Genomic DNA, 13,481 nt, shown 5'->3' with positions numbered 1-13,481 from the left:
GGGCAGGGCGGTCACTCCTCCCCCGAGGGGGGAGGAGTGACCGCCCTGCCCTCAGCCCCGAAAAGGACCCCGCCCATGCCGCATCCCCGACCGGCCCGTCCGGCCCCTGACCCGGAGGACGAAGGCTCCCCCGAGGAGCTGGAAGCCCTGCGCGCCGAACTGCGTAACCGGATGGCGCATCATCAGGCCGCAGTCGCGCGCCTGCTGGCCCACCGCGCGGCCGGCACCGATCCCTGGCGTTGCACGCCCCCGGCCGACACCTGAGCTGTGCGGGTCAGACAGGGGGCGGGATCAGAGGCCGCCCGTGCCCCGGTCGCCGGGACAGACCACAGCGGGATTGAGGCGTTCCAGATCGGCCGGAGGTCGACCGGTCTCTGTGTCGACGATCGCCAGGCTGCATCGCCGGCCGCCGTACCGCGAGGTCTGTTTCACGCTGTAGACGCGGCCCAGCTCGGGCGTGAACCGGGACACGTTCTGACACACATCGGTGACCGTCCCCAGGTTTCCGCGGCCCGTCGTGAATGTCGTCGACGCGGTGACGACGACCGCTTCGCCGGCCGGGACCCTCAGGGTCCGCATATCGGATGTGATCGCCCCGAGAACCGCAGCAACGCGCAGGGAGTCACAATAGTCGACGCCGGAGAACAGGTAGGTCTGCGACGCCCCCGTGAAAATGCTGTTGCCGGAGTAGCCCTTTTCCAGCCGGATCGCGGCGCCCGGCACGGCCGGGGCGAGGCTTTCATAGGGGGGAACACCCCCCGCACACCCCGTGAGCGACAGCGCCGCCCCCGCAACCAGGGCTATTCCGGCAAGACGGATCATGAGATTTCCTTTCGTCCGGGCCGACATGGCCATCGGGCTCCTTCAGTCGCGACAGGTGTCATAGGGCTGGAACTCGACGTCGGGGGGCGGGGCACCCGTGTCGAGATCGATGAGCGTCAGGGTGCATTCCGTGCTGCCCCGGCGGCCGGACTGGCGGACGCATAGGTGTGGCCGGCGCGGGGGGTGAAGGTCAGATTGTTGCTGCACCCGTTTCGCCCGAAATTGCCGATCGGGTGGCCGTGAGGCACCGCGACGTCGGTGCTCTGGGCATAGACCGTCGCCGCCCAGATGATCAGGGGGCGGTCGGCGGGCACCCGGACCGGGGACTGATCGCCCGTCGTCCAGGTGAAGGCCGCCGCCACCTCGGTCTTCGCGCACCGCGGATCGTGGCCAAAGGCATAGTACTGGTTGACCGCCGACGTATCGCCGGTGCCGGCATAGCTCTTGTTGAGCTGCACCGTCGCGCCCGGCTCGGCCGGATCGAGGCCCTGGTACCCCACGCCGCAGGCTGTCAGCCCCCCGGCCAGGACGGCCAGGACAAGGCATCCGATCTGTCGCATAGCCCCTCCCCGGCCGTCGCACTTACGGCAACGCTAATGAAGCCGGGCCATGGGGGCAATATGCAATGGGCTGTCAGGGCGTTCCCCTCCCCGACGCGACGCTTGACCTGAGGCCGTAACGGTTGCACCCCGGTCGCCCGATCTGACGGAGGCGACCCCATGCGCGCGACCATCCTTTCCGCCGCCCTTTCGGCCCTGTTGCTGGCGGTGCCCGGCGGGGCGCTGGCCCAGGACATGCTGATCCGGGGCGGGCCGGTCTACACGGGCGTGGAGGCAGCGCCCGAGGCCGAGGTGGTGCTGGTGCGGGACGGGCGGATCGCCTTTGTCGGGGCGGCGGCGGACCTGCCCGATCACGCGGGGGTGCCGGTCGTGGACCTTCAGGGCGCGGCGCTGTTTCCCGGCTTTACCGACGGCCATGCGCACCTGGACGGGATCGGCGCGCGCGAGATGACGCTGAACCTCGAGGGCGCAGCCTCGGTGGCCGAGGCCATGGCGCGGCTGGAGGCCTGGGCGGTGGCACACCCCGAGGGGCCGATCATCGGCCGGGGCTGGATCGAGACCCACTGGCCCGAGGGGCGGTTCCTGACGGCCGCCGATCTGGATGCGGCGGCGCCGGGCCGGTTTGTGATGCTGAGGCGCGCCGACGGCCATGCGGCCGTGGTCTCGACCCCGGTGCTGGCGCTGTCGGGCATCGACGCCGGGACGGTGGCCCCGGAGGGCGGCGAGATCCTGAAGGGGCCGGACGGGCAGCCGACCGGCCTGCTGGTCGATGCGGCCATGGGGCTGCTGCGCGCGCCCGAGGGCTATCGGGACTCGCCCGCCGCCCCGCGCGAGGTCTATCGCGCCGGCTTTGCGGTCTATGCCCGCTATGGCTGGACCGGCCTCCATTTCATGAGCGCGCCCTGGGGGGATGTGCCGCTGCTGGAGGAGATGGCCGAGGCGGGCGAGGCGCCGATCCGCGTCTATAACAGCGTGACCCCAGACGGGGCCGCCGCCCTGTTCGCCTCGGGCCCCCGCTCGGTCGCCGACGGGCGGGTAATCACCCGGGCGGTCAAGATGTACGCCGACGGGGCGCTGGGCTCGCGCGGGGCGGCCCTGTTCGCGCCCTATGCCGACCGGCCCGACACCACCGGCCTGATGCAGATGACGCGCGAGGAGGCCGTGCCGGTCTATGAGGCCGCGCTGCGCTCGGGCATCCAGGTGGCGACCCACGCCATCGGCGATCGCGGCAATGCCTCGGTGGCCGAATGGTATGCCGAGGCGCTGGAGGCCGTGCCGGCGTCGGAGCGTCCGAATGGCGCGGATGTGCGCTGGCGGATCGAGCATGCGCAGATCCTGCGGCCCTCGGATTACCGCTGGTTCGTGGACCTGTCGATCATCGCCTCCATGCAGCCCAGCCACGCGATCGGCGACCTGCATTTCGCCCCGGCCCGGCTGGGCGATGCCCGCCTCGACGGCGCCTATGCCTGGCACAGTCTGGTGGACCTGGGCGTCGTGGTGGTCGGGGGCTCGGACGCCCCGGTCGAGCGCGGCGATCCGGCCATCGAATTCTATGCCGCCGTGGCGCGCCGCGACCTGTCGGGCTTTCAGGGCCCTGACTGGCGTCCGGACGAGGCCGTAGACCGGATGACGGCCCTGCACATGTTCACCCTGTGGCCGGCCTATGCGTCCTTCCGTGAGGACGAGCTGGGCACCATCGAGGTCGGCAAGCGCGCCGACTTCACCGCCTTTGACCTCAATCTGATGACCGCGCCCGAGGCCGAGCTGCCGAACGCGAAGGCCGTGCTGACCATCGTCGACGGCGAGGTGGTCTACCGGGCGGGAGAGGACACCAGCAGGCCCTGAGCCTGAAGCGTCGCATCGGCGTTCTCGGTGACGCTGATGGCGACGGCCTCGATGCCGTGCTGGCTTTCCAGCGCGGCCAGCCAGCCGAACAGGGCCGCCGTGGGCGCCTGTTGCGCGCTGAACGCCAGACCGCCGTCCTCGCCGGGGGACAGCTCGACGGCCAGCCCCTGGGCCTCGGCCAGCGGACCGGCCACCTCGGCCAGACGGGCGGGGTCGGAGGTGGCACCGGGCCGCAGGCGCGCCTGCGCCGCCGCGATCAGCCGGGTGGCCTCGGTGGCCTCGGCCCGCCGCTCCGCCGCCGCCGCGCGCCAGTCGTTCAGCGGCTGAACAACGCCGTAGAAAACCAAGATGCCACCCGCCACTACGGCGAGTCCGATCAGCATCCAGCGCTCGCGCGGCGTCCGCCCCGCCAGCCAGTCCGTCAGCGCCTTCATGCCTTCGCTCCCACAAGGATGTCGCTGGCGATGCGGTTGCCCTCCTCCAGCGTGGCCTCCTCGACCATCAACAGGCCCCGCGCCTCGACCGCCTCGCGGATCGCCTGCAGGTCCTGAAACGCTGTGTAGCTGACCGTGGCCCGCACCCCGGCGACGGGATCGGCGGTCAGGCTGTCCAGCTCGGCCCCCGGCACGCCCTCCAGCGCCTGGAACAGGACCGAGGCCACCACCGCCACCCCGCCCGGCGGCGGGGTCAGGGCCAGACGCCGCTGTGCCTCGTCCAGCGGATCGGCATCGGCGGCCATGTCGGGGAACAGGACGCGGGCCCGCTCTGCCGCCGCGGCGTTCAGGCGGCTGGCGGCCAGGTCGTCGCGGAAGGCGGCCGCCGCGGTCAGCACCAGCGGCGAGAGCAACAGGGCCAGCGCCAGACCGGCGGCCAGCCGCCAGGCCTTCCAGCCCTCGCCGGACGCCGCACGGGTCTGGCCTCCGCCAAGGTCGACCGGCGGGGCAAGGGCCGTCGCGACCAGCCGGGCCTCGACCGCGGCCTCATTGTCGATCGGCTCGACGGTGCGACCGGCGGCGATCACCGGCACCAGATCGGGCTGGACCGAAACCGCCAGCCCCTGCCCCCGGACGGCGACCGCCGGACCGAAGGCGAGACTGCTCAGACGGTCGGCCTCATCCGGTGCGTCGGGCACCAGACAGTCGGGCACAAGGGTCGCGCCCTCGACACCGAGCGTCGCCAGACGGCCGGTCCACTCGCCGAGACGGGCGTCGTCGACTGCCGCCACCAGACGCGGCGAGCCTACGGCGTCAGCCCCGAGCGCGACCCGCATCGAGGCGGGATCGACCGCCAGATCCTCGCGCAGGGCCCAGAGGGCGGCGGCCCTCTGCTGGACCGGTCGTCCGGCGGGCAGGGTCAGCCATCGCACCAGCACCTCGGTGCCCGGGACGATGGCCACTGTCCGCACGCGGGCACCGGAGAGGACCGGGCCGTCCACGGACAGGTGGCCGCGCTCCAGCACCCGCCCGTCGGCGTCGAGCATCAGGAAGGGGGCGGCAGCACCGGGGTCGGCAGGCAGCAGCACAAGGCGGGTTCGGCTCATCGGTCGGCAGTCCAGCGATGGACGACCGTTTCGACACGGCCGTCGGGAAGGGTTCGGAACAGGGCGGTGCGCGTGACCCGCGCCCCCGCGAATTCGACGTCACTGCGAAAGGCGAAATAGCGGGTCGTCAGGGTCAGCTGGTCATAGACTTCGGAGGCTGGCGTCGCCTCGGCCATGGCGGGCTGGCTCCAGAAGGCGCCGATGTCGCGCCAGCCGCCGCGCGGGCGGGCGGCGATGGCGGCACGGGCCCGGGCGGGGTTCAGCCGCCCTTCGCTCAACATCACCAGCAGGGGGGCGTCATCGACCGAAAGCGTGTTCGGATTGATCGGCGACAGGTCGGGAGTCGGCAGGGCGCAGACGAAGGGCCGCAGCCGGCCATAGACATCGGCATCCACGCCCCGGATCAGACGCAGCTCGCCGGCCTCGAGCAACAGGGTGCCGGGGGTCCGCAGCGGCTGTTGGCGCCCGGCATAGGCGGCGGTCTCGGCCCCGCGCGGCAAGGGGGTCTGGTCGCTGTCGATCCAGTCGGTCAGGGCATCGGCCACGGCCCGCATCCGGCCTTCATCGACGCCGAGCGCCCGGCCCAGCGCCACCAGCTGTTCGGCCCCGCGCGGACGGGCGATGTACGCCCCCTCGATCCCGGAGACGACACTGTTCAGATTGAAGCAGGCCTGGCCATCGCGGACCACGGCGGTGATCTGACCGGCCTCGACCGGAAAGGCGAAGGGCGTCCCGTTCCAGGCGGGCTGGACCGGGGTGACCGGCCCGGCCTGGCGCAGCAGGCGCTGAATCCGGGTGCGGGCCAGGGCCTCGGCCCCGAGGGCGTACCACTGGGCCTGACCGACCGAGGACAGGTTCGAGGCTCGTCGTGTGCCGAACCGCACATCGTCCAGAAGGGCCACGGCGATGGCGGCCATCACCGTCACCATCAGCAGCACGGTCAGCAGGGCCATACCCCGCCTGTCCGCAGATCGGCGCTCGGTCCGGCGCCTCATCGACCGCTCCCGATCAGCAGCCACTGGTCGAGCGCGCCATAGTCCTCGAGCGCCAGCTCCAGATGCACGGCGTCGGGCATGGGCAGACGCAGGCGCGGCTCGAACACCGGCACCTCGGCGCCATAGACGACAAAGCGCGCCTCGGCCCGGCTGACCCCCGTCGCCAGCACCTGGACCACGCCCGGCCCGGGCGCGTCCGGATGCGGGCGCACCCGCCGCTCAAGCCGGTCACCGACCAGATGGTATTCGATGCCGATCAGGCCCGAACCGTCCTCGTCCAGACCGACACCGGCGCCAGTGCGGGTCAGGGCCAGAACGAGGGTGGGATCGGCCCCCGGCACCGCCCGGGTACGCAGGGGGGCCACGCCATCGCCGCCGGGTAGCGGACGGGCCACGGCCTGGCTGACATCGGCCTTCATCAGGGCACGCATCCGCTGGACCGCAGCCAGCCGGTCGGAGGCCGCCTTGACCGTAAAGCGGCTGTCGATCGACACGCCCATGACCGCCGTCCCTGCGGCCGCGATCAGGGCGAAGATGGTCAGGGCGATCAGCACCTCGGTGAGGGTGAAGCCCGCGCGGGTCCGTCTGCGCATCACGACACCGCCCGGAACAGGACCGCCTCGGCTGCCGTCCAGACCCCATCGTCCGAGACCCGCACCTCGATCCGGGTCAGCGACGGATCGCCTGTGCCGCTGACGATGCGGCGCCACATCCAGCGGCGACCGCCCAGCTCGGTTTCGCCCGCCGTTTCGCCGGGTGCCGGAGGGTCGACCGCCACCAGCGCCTGAACCGCCAGATTGTCGGCGACGATTCCGGCAAGGGTGCGGGTTTCCAGCTCGGCCGCCGTGCGGGTGTTCTCGGTCGTCATGCGCAGCAGGGCGAGCGCCGCCAGGCTGAAGACCGCCAGCGCCACCATCATCTCGATCAGGGTGAAGCCCCCGCGCCCGGCCCGACGTCGCGTCATTCGACCCGCACCTCTCCGGCGAGGTCGACGTGGACCGTGACGCGCGCGCCGTCCCGGCTGAGCGTCAGGGTGGCCGGTTCGGCCAGTCCCACAGGGTCGAACAGCACGGTCGTGTCCGGCGCAGCGCGCGTGCCGTCCTCCCACGCGACACGGTCGAACGGGCCGTCGGTCAGCGGCGTCCAGCCGTCCTCGGCGCGCACCCGAAAGCCATAGCCGGCCGGGCCGATGTCGACGGCCACCGGGCGATTGGTCAGCAGGGATTCCTCGCGGGCCCGCACCAGATGGGCAGCCAGTCGCTCGGCCTCGACCGGCAAGCGCGGCACCGGATCGGGCGCGGCCAGCACCACGGCACTGGCGGCCAGTCCGAGGATGGCCACCGTCACCATCATCTCGACCAAGGTGAAGCCCATCCTCCCCCGTCCTTTACGAGGGAGGGGGATCGCCCGAAGGGGGGTGGTGGGGGCGACCGTCAAGCGTCGGTGTCCGGGTTTTGCCCCCTCCACCACTCCGTGGTCCCCCTCCCCCGCTTCGCAGGGGAGGATATCAGCCCTGCCAGTTGCCGATGTCGGCGTCATTGCCCTCGCCTCCCGGCTTGCCGTCGGCGCCGTATGAGAAGACGTCGAAGGTCTGACCGTGCTCGCTTTCGCGGCGGTACTGATAGGCATTGCCCCACGGGTCTTCCGGCAGGCGCCGAATGTAGCCACCCGGACGATAGCGGTCGGCGCGGGTCGAACCGGACGGCACCGTCGTCAGGGCCGACAGCCCCTCGCCCGTCGTCGGGAAGGCCAGCATGTCCAGCCGGTATTGCTCCAACGCATTCTCGAGCGTGGCCAGATCGGCGCGCGCCTTGCCGATCATCGCCTTGTCCTGGCTGGGCAGCACATTGATGATCACCACCGTGGCCAGCAGGCCGATGATGACGATGGTCACCATCATCTCGACGAGGGTGAAGCCGGCCCTTTTTTCTTTTGCCCTACCGCTCGCGACGCGGTCGCTCGCTGCTTGAGGGCGGGGACGGGTGCGGGTCTTGGTCATGTGAGCCTCATACGGCGGCGAGGGTGTTGATCTGGAGGATGGGCAGCAGGATCGACAGGACGATCAGGGCCACCACACCGCCCATGACGATGATGATGCCGGGCTCGAGCAGGCTGAGCATGACGGCGGTGAAGGTGGCGAACTCGCGGTCCATGTAGTCGGCGGCGCGGTCCAGCAGGGGTTCCAGCCGGCCCGAGCCTTCGCCCGAGGCGGTCATGTGCACCAGCAGGGGCGGAAACACATCGGCGCGGCGCATGGCCCCGGACAGGGAGCCGCCCTCGCGCACCACCTCGGCCATGGTGCGGGTGGCGGCGGCCAGGCGGGTGTTCGAGACCGTCCGGGCCGTCAGGTTCAGCCCCTCCAGCACCGGCAGGCCCGAGGCGATCATGGTCGACAGGGTGCGGGCCATGCGCGCGGCGTGCAGGTCGCGGATCAGCCGTCCGACGACCGGCAGGCGCAGCAGGGCGGTGTCGGCCTTCAACCTGAGGGCCGGGCGGCGCAGGGCAAGGCCGGCCAGCGCCCCCGCACAGACCAGCACAAGGGCCGCCACCCAGCCCCAGTCGCGCATGGCGTGGGAGATGCCGATGATGATTCGCGTCAGCAGGGGCAGCTGCTGGTTCATGCTGGTGAACTGGTCGACCACCCTGGGCACGACAAAGGTCATCAGGGCGGTGATGACGGCCAGCGCCACGACCGCCAGGGCGGCGGGGTAGACCAGGGCGGTGATGACCTTGCCGCGCACTTCCTGCTCGCGCTCCAGCCCGTCGGCCAGCCGTTCGAGGATCGGCTGCAGCGCACCCGAGGACTCGCCCGCCGCGATCATGGCGCGGTAGAGCGGCGGAAAGGCCCGGCCCTGTTCACCCATGGCCTCGGACAGGCGGCGGCCCTCGACCACCCCCTTGTGCACGGCCTCCAGACAGCGCCGGACCTTCGGCTTTTCGGCCTGGAGCGCGAGGGTGCGAACCGCCTCCTCGACCGGCACGACCGCGATCAGGGTGGCCAGCTGGCGGGTGGCGAGCGCCAGCGCCCGGGCATCCAGCCGGCTGCCGCGCGCGGGGCCGGCGGTCCCGGTGCGCGAAACGCCCCGGCCGGGCTGGACCTCCAGCGGCATCAGCTGTTTGCGGCCCAGCTGATCGCGGGCCAGGGCGAGGTCGCGGGCCTCGACACTGCCGGTCACCGTGCGCCCGGCGCCGTCCACGGCCACATAGTCGAAACGGGGCATCAGGCCACCGCCTCGATCGGCGGCAGGTCCTCGGACCGGGTGCGGGTGACGCGCAGCGCCTCCTCGACCGAGGTGGTGCCGTCCAGCACCAGCGCCCGCGCCTGTCCGGCCAGCGTCCGCCCGTCCCCGAGCGCCTCGGCATTGATGGCGGCTTCGTCGGCCCCGGTGGTGATCAGCCGGCGCAGGGTGTCGGTGACGCGGATCGTCTCGTAGAGGCCAACCCGTCCGACATAGCCGGTCTGGCCGCAGGCGTCGCAGCCCGTGGGGCGCCAGACCGTCTCGCCCGCCGCAATGCCGACCAGCCGCGCGGTCGCCGCATCGGCGACCTCGGGCGTATGACAATGGGGGCACAGGCGGCGGACCAGCCGCTGGGCCATGATCAGGCGCAGGGTCGAGGCCAGCAGGAAGGGCTCGACCCCCATGTCGCGCAGGCGGGTGACGGCGCCGGCCGCATCATTGGTGTGCACCGTCGACAGCACCAGGTGACCGGTCAGGGCGGCCTGGACGGCGATCGAGGCGGTCTCGACGTCGCGGATCTCGCCGACCATGACCACGTCGGGGTCCTGACGCAGGATGGCGCGCAGCCCGGCGGCAAAGGTCATGCCGACCTTGGCATTCACCTGGGTCTGGCCGACACCCTCGACCGCATATTCGACCGGGTCCTCGACCGTCAGGATGTTGCGGGTGCCGGTGTTGAGCAGCGACAGGCCCGCATAGAGGGTGGTGGTCTTGCCCGAGCCGGTCGGGCCGGTGACCAGCAGGATGCCGTTCGGTTCGGCCAGGGCGGCGTGATAGGCGTCGAGCGTGGCCTCATCCATGCCGAGATCGCGCAGGCCGAGGCCCGCCTGATCCTTGTCGAGAATGCGCAGCACGACCCGCTCGCCCGCCCGCGACGGCAGGGTCGAGACGCGCACATCGAGGGTCTTGCCGCCCAGCGCCAGCGGAATGCGGCCGTCCTGGGGGATGCGCTTTTCGGCGATGTCGAGGCGGGCCATGACCTTGATGCGCGACACCACGACGGGCGTCAGGCGCGGGTTGAGGGTCAGGGCCTCCTTCAGCACCCCGTCGACGCGCATGCGCACGATCAGCGCCTGCTCATAGGGCTCAAGGTGGATGTCCGAGGCGCCCGCGCGCACGGCCTCGGCGATCAGGCCGTTGATCAGCCGGATGACCGGGGCGTCGTCGGTGGTGTCCAGCAGGTCGGCGGCGGCCGGCATCTCGTCGACCAGACTGTCGAGGCCGCCGGGCAGGGCCAGGTCGTCGCCCGCGTCCGGGCCGGCCAGCGGATCGCCCGCATAGGCCTCGGACAGCAGGCGATCGAAGGCGCTGCGGCTGACCGGTTCGACCTTCAGCGGGCACCCCAGCACGCGCCGGGCCTCGACCAGCGACAGGGGGTCTGCCCCCTCGCGCAGCGCCACCTCGGCCACATCGCCGAGCGCGATCACCGCCACGCCGTGGCGCTTGGCAAAGGCATAGCTGAGGGAGGGAACGGCCGGCGCGGTCATGGGATCAGGGCTGCACCGGCGGCAGGGTGTCGCCGTCGACCGGCGCGACCGGGGCGACCTCAAGGTACTGCGGCGGCACGGGCGGCTGGGTGCGGATGTAGTCGCGCAGCAGTTCGTCGAGGCTGGGCTCCTGATCCGGGGCCACACGCAGCTGCTCCTGACGCATATAGCCCCAGCGGTCGGCGGTCAGGCGCTGGGCGTCGGCCGGGCTGCGGATGATGGTCGGGCGGATGAAGATCATCAGATTGGTGCGGCCCCGCTGGCGGCTCTCCGAGCGGAACAGGCCACCGATCAGCGGCACGTCGGACAGCACCGGGACGCGGTCGACCGACAGCCGGTCGTTCTGGTCCAGCAGGCCACCCGCCACGGCGATGTCACCGTCGTCGACCACGAGGGTGGTCTCCAGCTCGCGCTTGTCGAGGATCAGGTCGTTGGCGTTGCTGCTGAGGATGCCGTTGATGCTCGACACCTCCTGGCGGATGAACAGGGTCACCGAGCCGCCGGCGTTGATCTGGGGCCGGACGATCAGCTTGACGCCGATGTCCTGGCGCTGGGTCGTGCGGAAGGGATTGTCATTGCCGTTCAGCAGGGTCTCGCCGGTCGTGATCGGCACTTCCTGACCGACCAGGATGGTGGCCTCCTCATTGTCGAGGGTCATCAGCGAGGGGGTCTGCAGCAGGTTCGAGCCCGAGTCGGTCTTGGCCGCATTGATGATGAAGCCGAACAGGGCATCGCCGATCCGGCCACCGCCGCCACCGATGAAGCCGTTGGCCCCCAGCAGGCCGTTGACCGCCGCGGTGGCCAGCTGGTCGCGCAGGGGATCGTCCGCATCCAGATCGCGACCGGCCAGCGCCCCACCGACCGACAGCAGGGGCGCAGCCCGGTCGGTGTAGTTGGTGGCCAGGACCGGATTGCCATCCTCGCCGGCCAGCAGCCACTGGACGCCCAGTTCGCGCACGGCATTGTCCGACAGCTCGACCACGATGGCCTCGATCAGGACCTGCTGGCGGCGGCGGTCCAGCTGGGCGATCACATCGCCCAGCATGCGCTGGGTCTCGGGCGGGGCCGAGATGACGAGGGCGTTGGCGCCGGGATAGCGGGCGATGGTGGCGCGCTGGCCGGGCGCGGGCGGCGCTGCCGCGCTGTCGGCCCCCTCGCCGCCCGCCGAAGGCGCCTCGGTCGAGACCGCCTGTCCGACGATCTGTTGCAGCACGGGCAGCAGTTGCTCCGCATCGATATGCTCAAGGAAGACCACGCGGACGTCGTCCGAGGTCAGGGCCCGCTGGTCGAGGTCGAAGATCAGCGACTGGACACGGGTCAGGGCCGCGGGCTCGCCGCGCAGGACGATGGAGTTGGAGCTCTCGACCGCCGTCACCTTGACCAGTCCCTGCCCTGCCTGACCGCCGACGGGGGCCAGAACCTCGTCCAGCACGGCGGCGATCTCGCGCGCTGAGGAGTTTTCGAGGGTGATGACGACGATGTCGGTGCGGTCCACGTCGATGCGCGCGATCAGGGCGCGGACGCGCGCCAGATTGTCGACGAAGTCGGCCACCACCACCGTATTGCTGTTGGGGTTGGCCAGCACCTGACCCTGCGGCCCGACCAGCGGGCGGATGGTTTCGGCCGCCGAGGCCGCGTCGATGTGGTGCAGTTGGAAGACTTCGGTCGAGAAGCGCTCGGTCCCCACGGTCGCCGGGCCCTGGGCCGCGCCCTGGGCGGGGGCGATGCGATAGGCGCCCGAGCCGGTCGGGATGACCACCAGACCGTTGGCGCGCAGGGTCGAGAGGAACACCTCATAGGTCTCGGCCGGCGTCAGGGGCCGGTCGCTGGTGACCGTCACCGTGCCGGTCACTGCCGGATCGACGATGAAGGTCCGGCCGGTCGAGCGGGCGATGTCCTGGATGAAGGCGCGGATGTCGGCACCCTGCACATTCAGGATCTGGCGCTCCTGGGCCCGGGCGGCGGTCGCGGGCAGCCCCGCCTGCACGACCAGGGCCGCGAGCATCAGGGCGGCCAGACGGCCGAAAAGTCGGGAAGACGACCGGATCACGGGCGGGTCCTTACGGTGGTGGTCTGGGGGGTGCCGTCCCGCTCGAAGCGGATCACGGCTTCCGGGGCCTGGGCCAGGTCGGTGCGCAGGCGATTGAGGGCGGAGGGGCCGTCCAGCGCGATGCCGTTGACCGACAGGATGACATCGCCGGCCCGCAGTCCCGCGGCGGCCAGCTGGGGACTGTCGCCCCGGGCGGTGACGGTCAGGCCGTTGACCGACAGGCCCTGCATGCGGGGGCGCAGGCCGGCCTCGGCCATCAGACGCTCTGGGTCGACAACCGCGGCCCCGGTCGCAGCCGGAGCGGTCGGCGTCGGGCGCGGCGGAGCCACAACCTGCGGCGTGGTCGGCGGTGGGGGCACGGACGCCGCCCCGACCGGCACCTCGCCGAAATCGATCCGGCTGACCGAGGTGCCGCGCGCGACCGTCACATGGTCTTCGGCCACGGCGCGCAGGATCAGGCCCGGCTGGATCTCCTCGCCCACCCCGACCGACAGCTGGGTGCCGTCGGGCAGGCCGAGGATGGCCGAGCCGCCCCCGCCGGCACCGGCCCGCACACCGAACAGGCGCAGCTGCTCGCTGCCCGCCTGGGTGATGCCCGCAAGACTGCTGGGCTCGCCCGTGTGGAAGAAGGCATCGAAGCGCGACAGGACGCCGGTGTCGGCGGCCGGCGCCTCGGCGGATGGAGCGGTCGGAGCGGGCGCCACCAGAAGGGCCCCCAGCCGCACCAGCTGAATGAGGATCAGGAGGGCGAGCGCGATCTCGGCCCAGCGACGTGGCGCGGGCAGACGCAGGCCCGTCCCGGCCGCCGTCTCACGACGGGCGGGCCAGGCGATCGGCCAGACCTGGGAGATGGATACGCTGCGGATCACCGACACTCGCCCCGCCGACCCGAACCGGGCCCCTGAAATCTTCAGGAGACGGACAAGTGACGTCCGCTCCGATT

At 71.7% G+C, this 13,481-nt stretch carries 15 protein-coding genes; 2 read left to right on the top strand and 13 right to left on the bottom strand.

Annotation, left to right across the window (positions count from 1 at the left end; genetic code table 11):
• A partial coding sequence (locus J7346_RS07550; protein ID WP_209119284.1) for a hypothetical protein occupies positions 1 to 264 on the top strand: 264 nt, incomplete at its 5' end.
• Positions 265 to 291: 27 nt separating this feature from the next.
• Here J7346_RS07550 and J7346_RS07545 read toward each other — a convergent pair.
• Both J7346_RS07545 and J7346_RS07540 read right to left on the bottom strand, forming a co-directional pair.
• Entirely contained in the window at positions 292 to 822 is a 531-nt protein-coding gene (locus J7346_RS07545) for a hypothetical protein (protein WP_209119283.1), read from the bottom strand.
• Between the two features lie 116 nt (positions 823 to 938).
• Positions 939 to 1,382 carry a hypothetical protein gene (locus J7346_RS07540; protein WP_209119282.1) on the bottom strand — a complete coding sequence of 148 codons (444 nt, stop codon included), beginning with the start codon at positions 1,380 to 1,382 and terminating at the stop codon, positions 939 to 941.
• Positions 1,383 to 1,541: 159 nt separating this feature from the next.
• On the opposite strand from J7346_RS07540, the gene J7346_RS07535 reads away from it, so the two are divergent.
• On the top strand, positions 1,542 to 3,227 hold the full coding sequence (locus J7346_RS07535; protein WP_209119281.1) for an amidohydrolase: 1,686 nt from the start codon (positions 1,542 to 1,544) through the stop codon (positions 3,225 to 3,227).
• Here J7346_RS07535 and gspM read toward each other — a convergent pair.
• From gspM to J7346_RS07480, 11 genes are all read right to left on the bottom strand, one after another.
• Positions 3,194 to 3,661, bottom strand: a complete 468-nt coding sequence (gene gspM / locus J7346_RS07530; RefSeq protein WP_209119280.1) for a type II secretion system protein GspM — start codon at positions 3,659 to 3,661, stop codon at positions 3,194 to 3,196. The two genes, J7346_RS07535 and gspM, sit on opposite strands and share 34 nt — an antisense overlap.
• Complete coding sequence (gene gspL / locus J7346_RS07525) at positions 3,658 to 4,767, bottom strand: type II secretion system protein GspL (protein ID WP_209119279.1); 1,110 nt, start codon at positions 4,765 to 4,767, stop codon at positions 3,658 to 3,660. Before gspL ends, gspM begins: the two co-directional genes overlap by 4 nt.
• Positions 4,764 to 5,720: a type II secretion system minor pseudopilin GspK gene (gene gspK / locus J7346_RS07520; protein WP_209119278.1), complete on the bottom strand. Its 957-nt coding sequence runs from the start codon at positions 5,718 to 5,720 to the stop codon at positions 4,764 to 4,766. The genes gspL and gspK overlap by 4 nt, the downstream gene beginning before the upstream one ends.
• Positions 5,721 to 5,758: 38 nt before the next feature.
• Positions 5,759 to 6,355 (bottom strand): type II secretion system minor pseudopilin GspJ, encoded by a 597-nt coding sequence (gene gspJ, locus J7346_RS07515; RefSeq protein WP_209119277.1) that lies wholly within the window; start codon positions 6,353 to 6,355, stop codon positions 5,759 to 5,761.
• On the bottom strand, positions 6,355 to 6,726 hold the full coding sequence (gene gspI / locus J7346_RS07510) for a type II secretion system minor pseudopilin GspI (protein WP_209119276.1): 372 nt from the start codon (positions 6,724 to 6,726) through the stop codon (positions 6,355 to 6,357). The genes gspJ and gspI overlap by 1 nt, the downstream gene beginning before the upstream one ends.
• Positions 6,723 to 7,136, bottom strand: coding sequence for a GspH/FimT family pseudopilin (locus J7346_RS07505; protein ID WP_209119275.1), 414 nt, complete (start codon positions 7,134 to 7,136; stop codon positions 6,723 to 6,725). Before J7346_RS07505 ends, gspI begins: the two co-directional genes overlap by 4 nt.
• A gap of 133 nt (positions 7,137 to 7,269) precedes the next feature.
• Entirely contained in the window at positions 7,270 to 7,761 is a 492-nt protein-coding gene (gene gspG / locus J7346_RS07500; RefSeq protein WP_209119274.1) for a type II secretion system major pseudopilin GspG, read from the bottom strand.
• A gap of 7 nt (positions 7,762 to 7,768) precedes the next feature.
• Positions 7,769 to 8,983 carry a type II secretion system inner membrane protein GspF gene (gspF, locus tag J7346_RS07495; RefSeq protein ID WP_209119273.1) on the bottom strand — a complete coding sequence of 405 codons (1,215 nt, stop codon included), beginning with the start codon at positions 8,981 to 8,983 and terminating at the stop codon, positions 7,769 to 7,771.
• Entirely contained in the window at positions 8,983 to 10,488 is a 1,506-nt protein-coding gene (gspE, locus tag J7346_RS07490; RefSeq protein WP_209119272.1) for a type II secretion system ATPase GspE, read from the bottom strand. The genes gspF and gspE overlap by 1 nt, the downstream gene beginning before the upstream one ends.
• A gap of 4 nt (positions 10,489 to 10,492) precedes the next feature.
• Positions 10,493 to 12,538 (bottom strand): type II secretion system secretin GspD, encoded by a 2,046-nt coding sequence (gspD, locus tag J7346_RS07485; protein WP_348521471.1) that lies wholly within the window; start codon positions 12,536 to 12,538, stop codon positions 10,493 to 10,495.
• Positions 12,535 to 13,407 (bottom strand): type II secretion system protein N, encoded by an 873-nt coding sequence (locus J7346_RS07480; RefSeq protein ID WP_348521470.1) that lies wholly within the window; start codon positions 13,405 to 13,407, stop codon positions 12,535 to 12,537. The genes gspD and J7346_RS07480 overlap by 4 nt, the downstream gene beginning before the upstream one ends.
• Positions 13,408 to 13,481: the final 74 nt, after the last annotated feature.

Source organism: Brevundimonas sp. A19_0 (assembly GCF_017744255.1).
Lineage (GTDB): Bacteria > Pseudomonadota > Alphaproteobacteria > Caulobacterales > Caulobacteraceae > Brevundimonas.
This window is presented reverse-complemented; position numbering and strand designations above follow the sequence as displayed.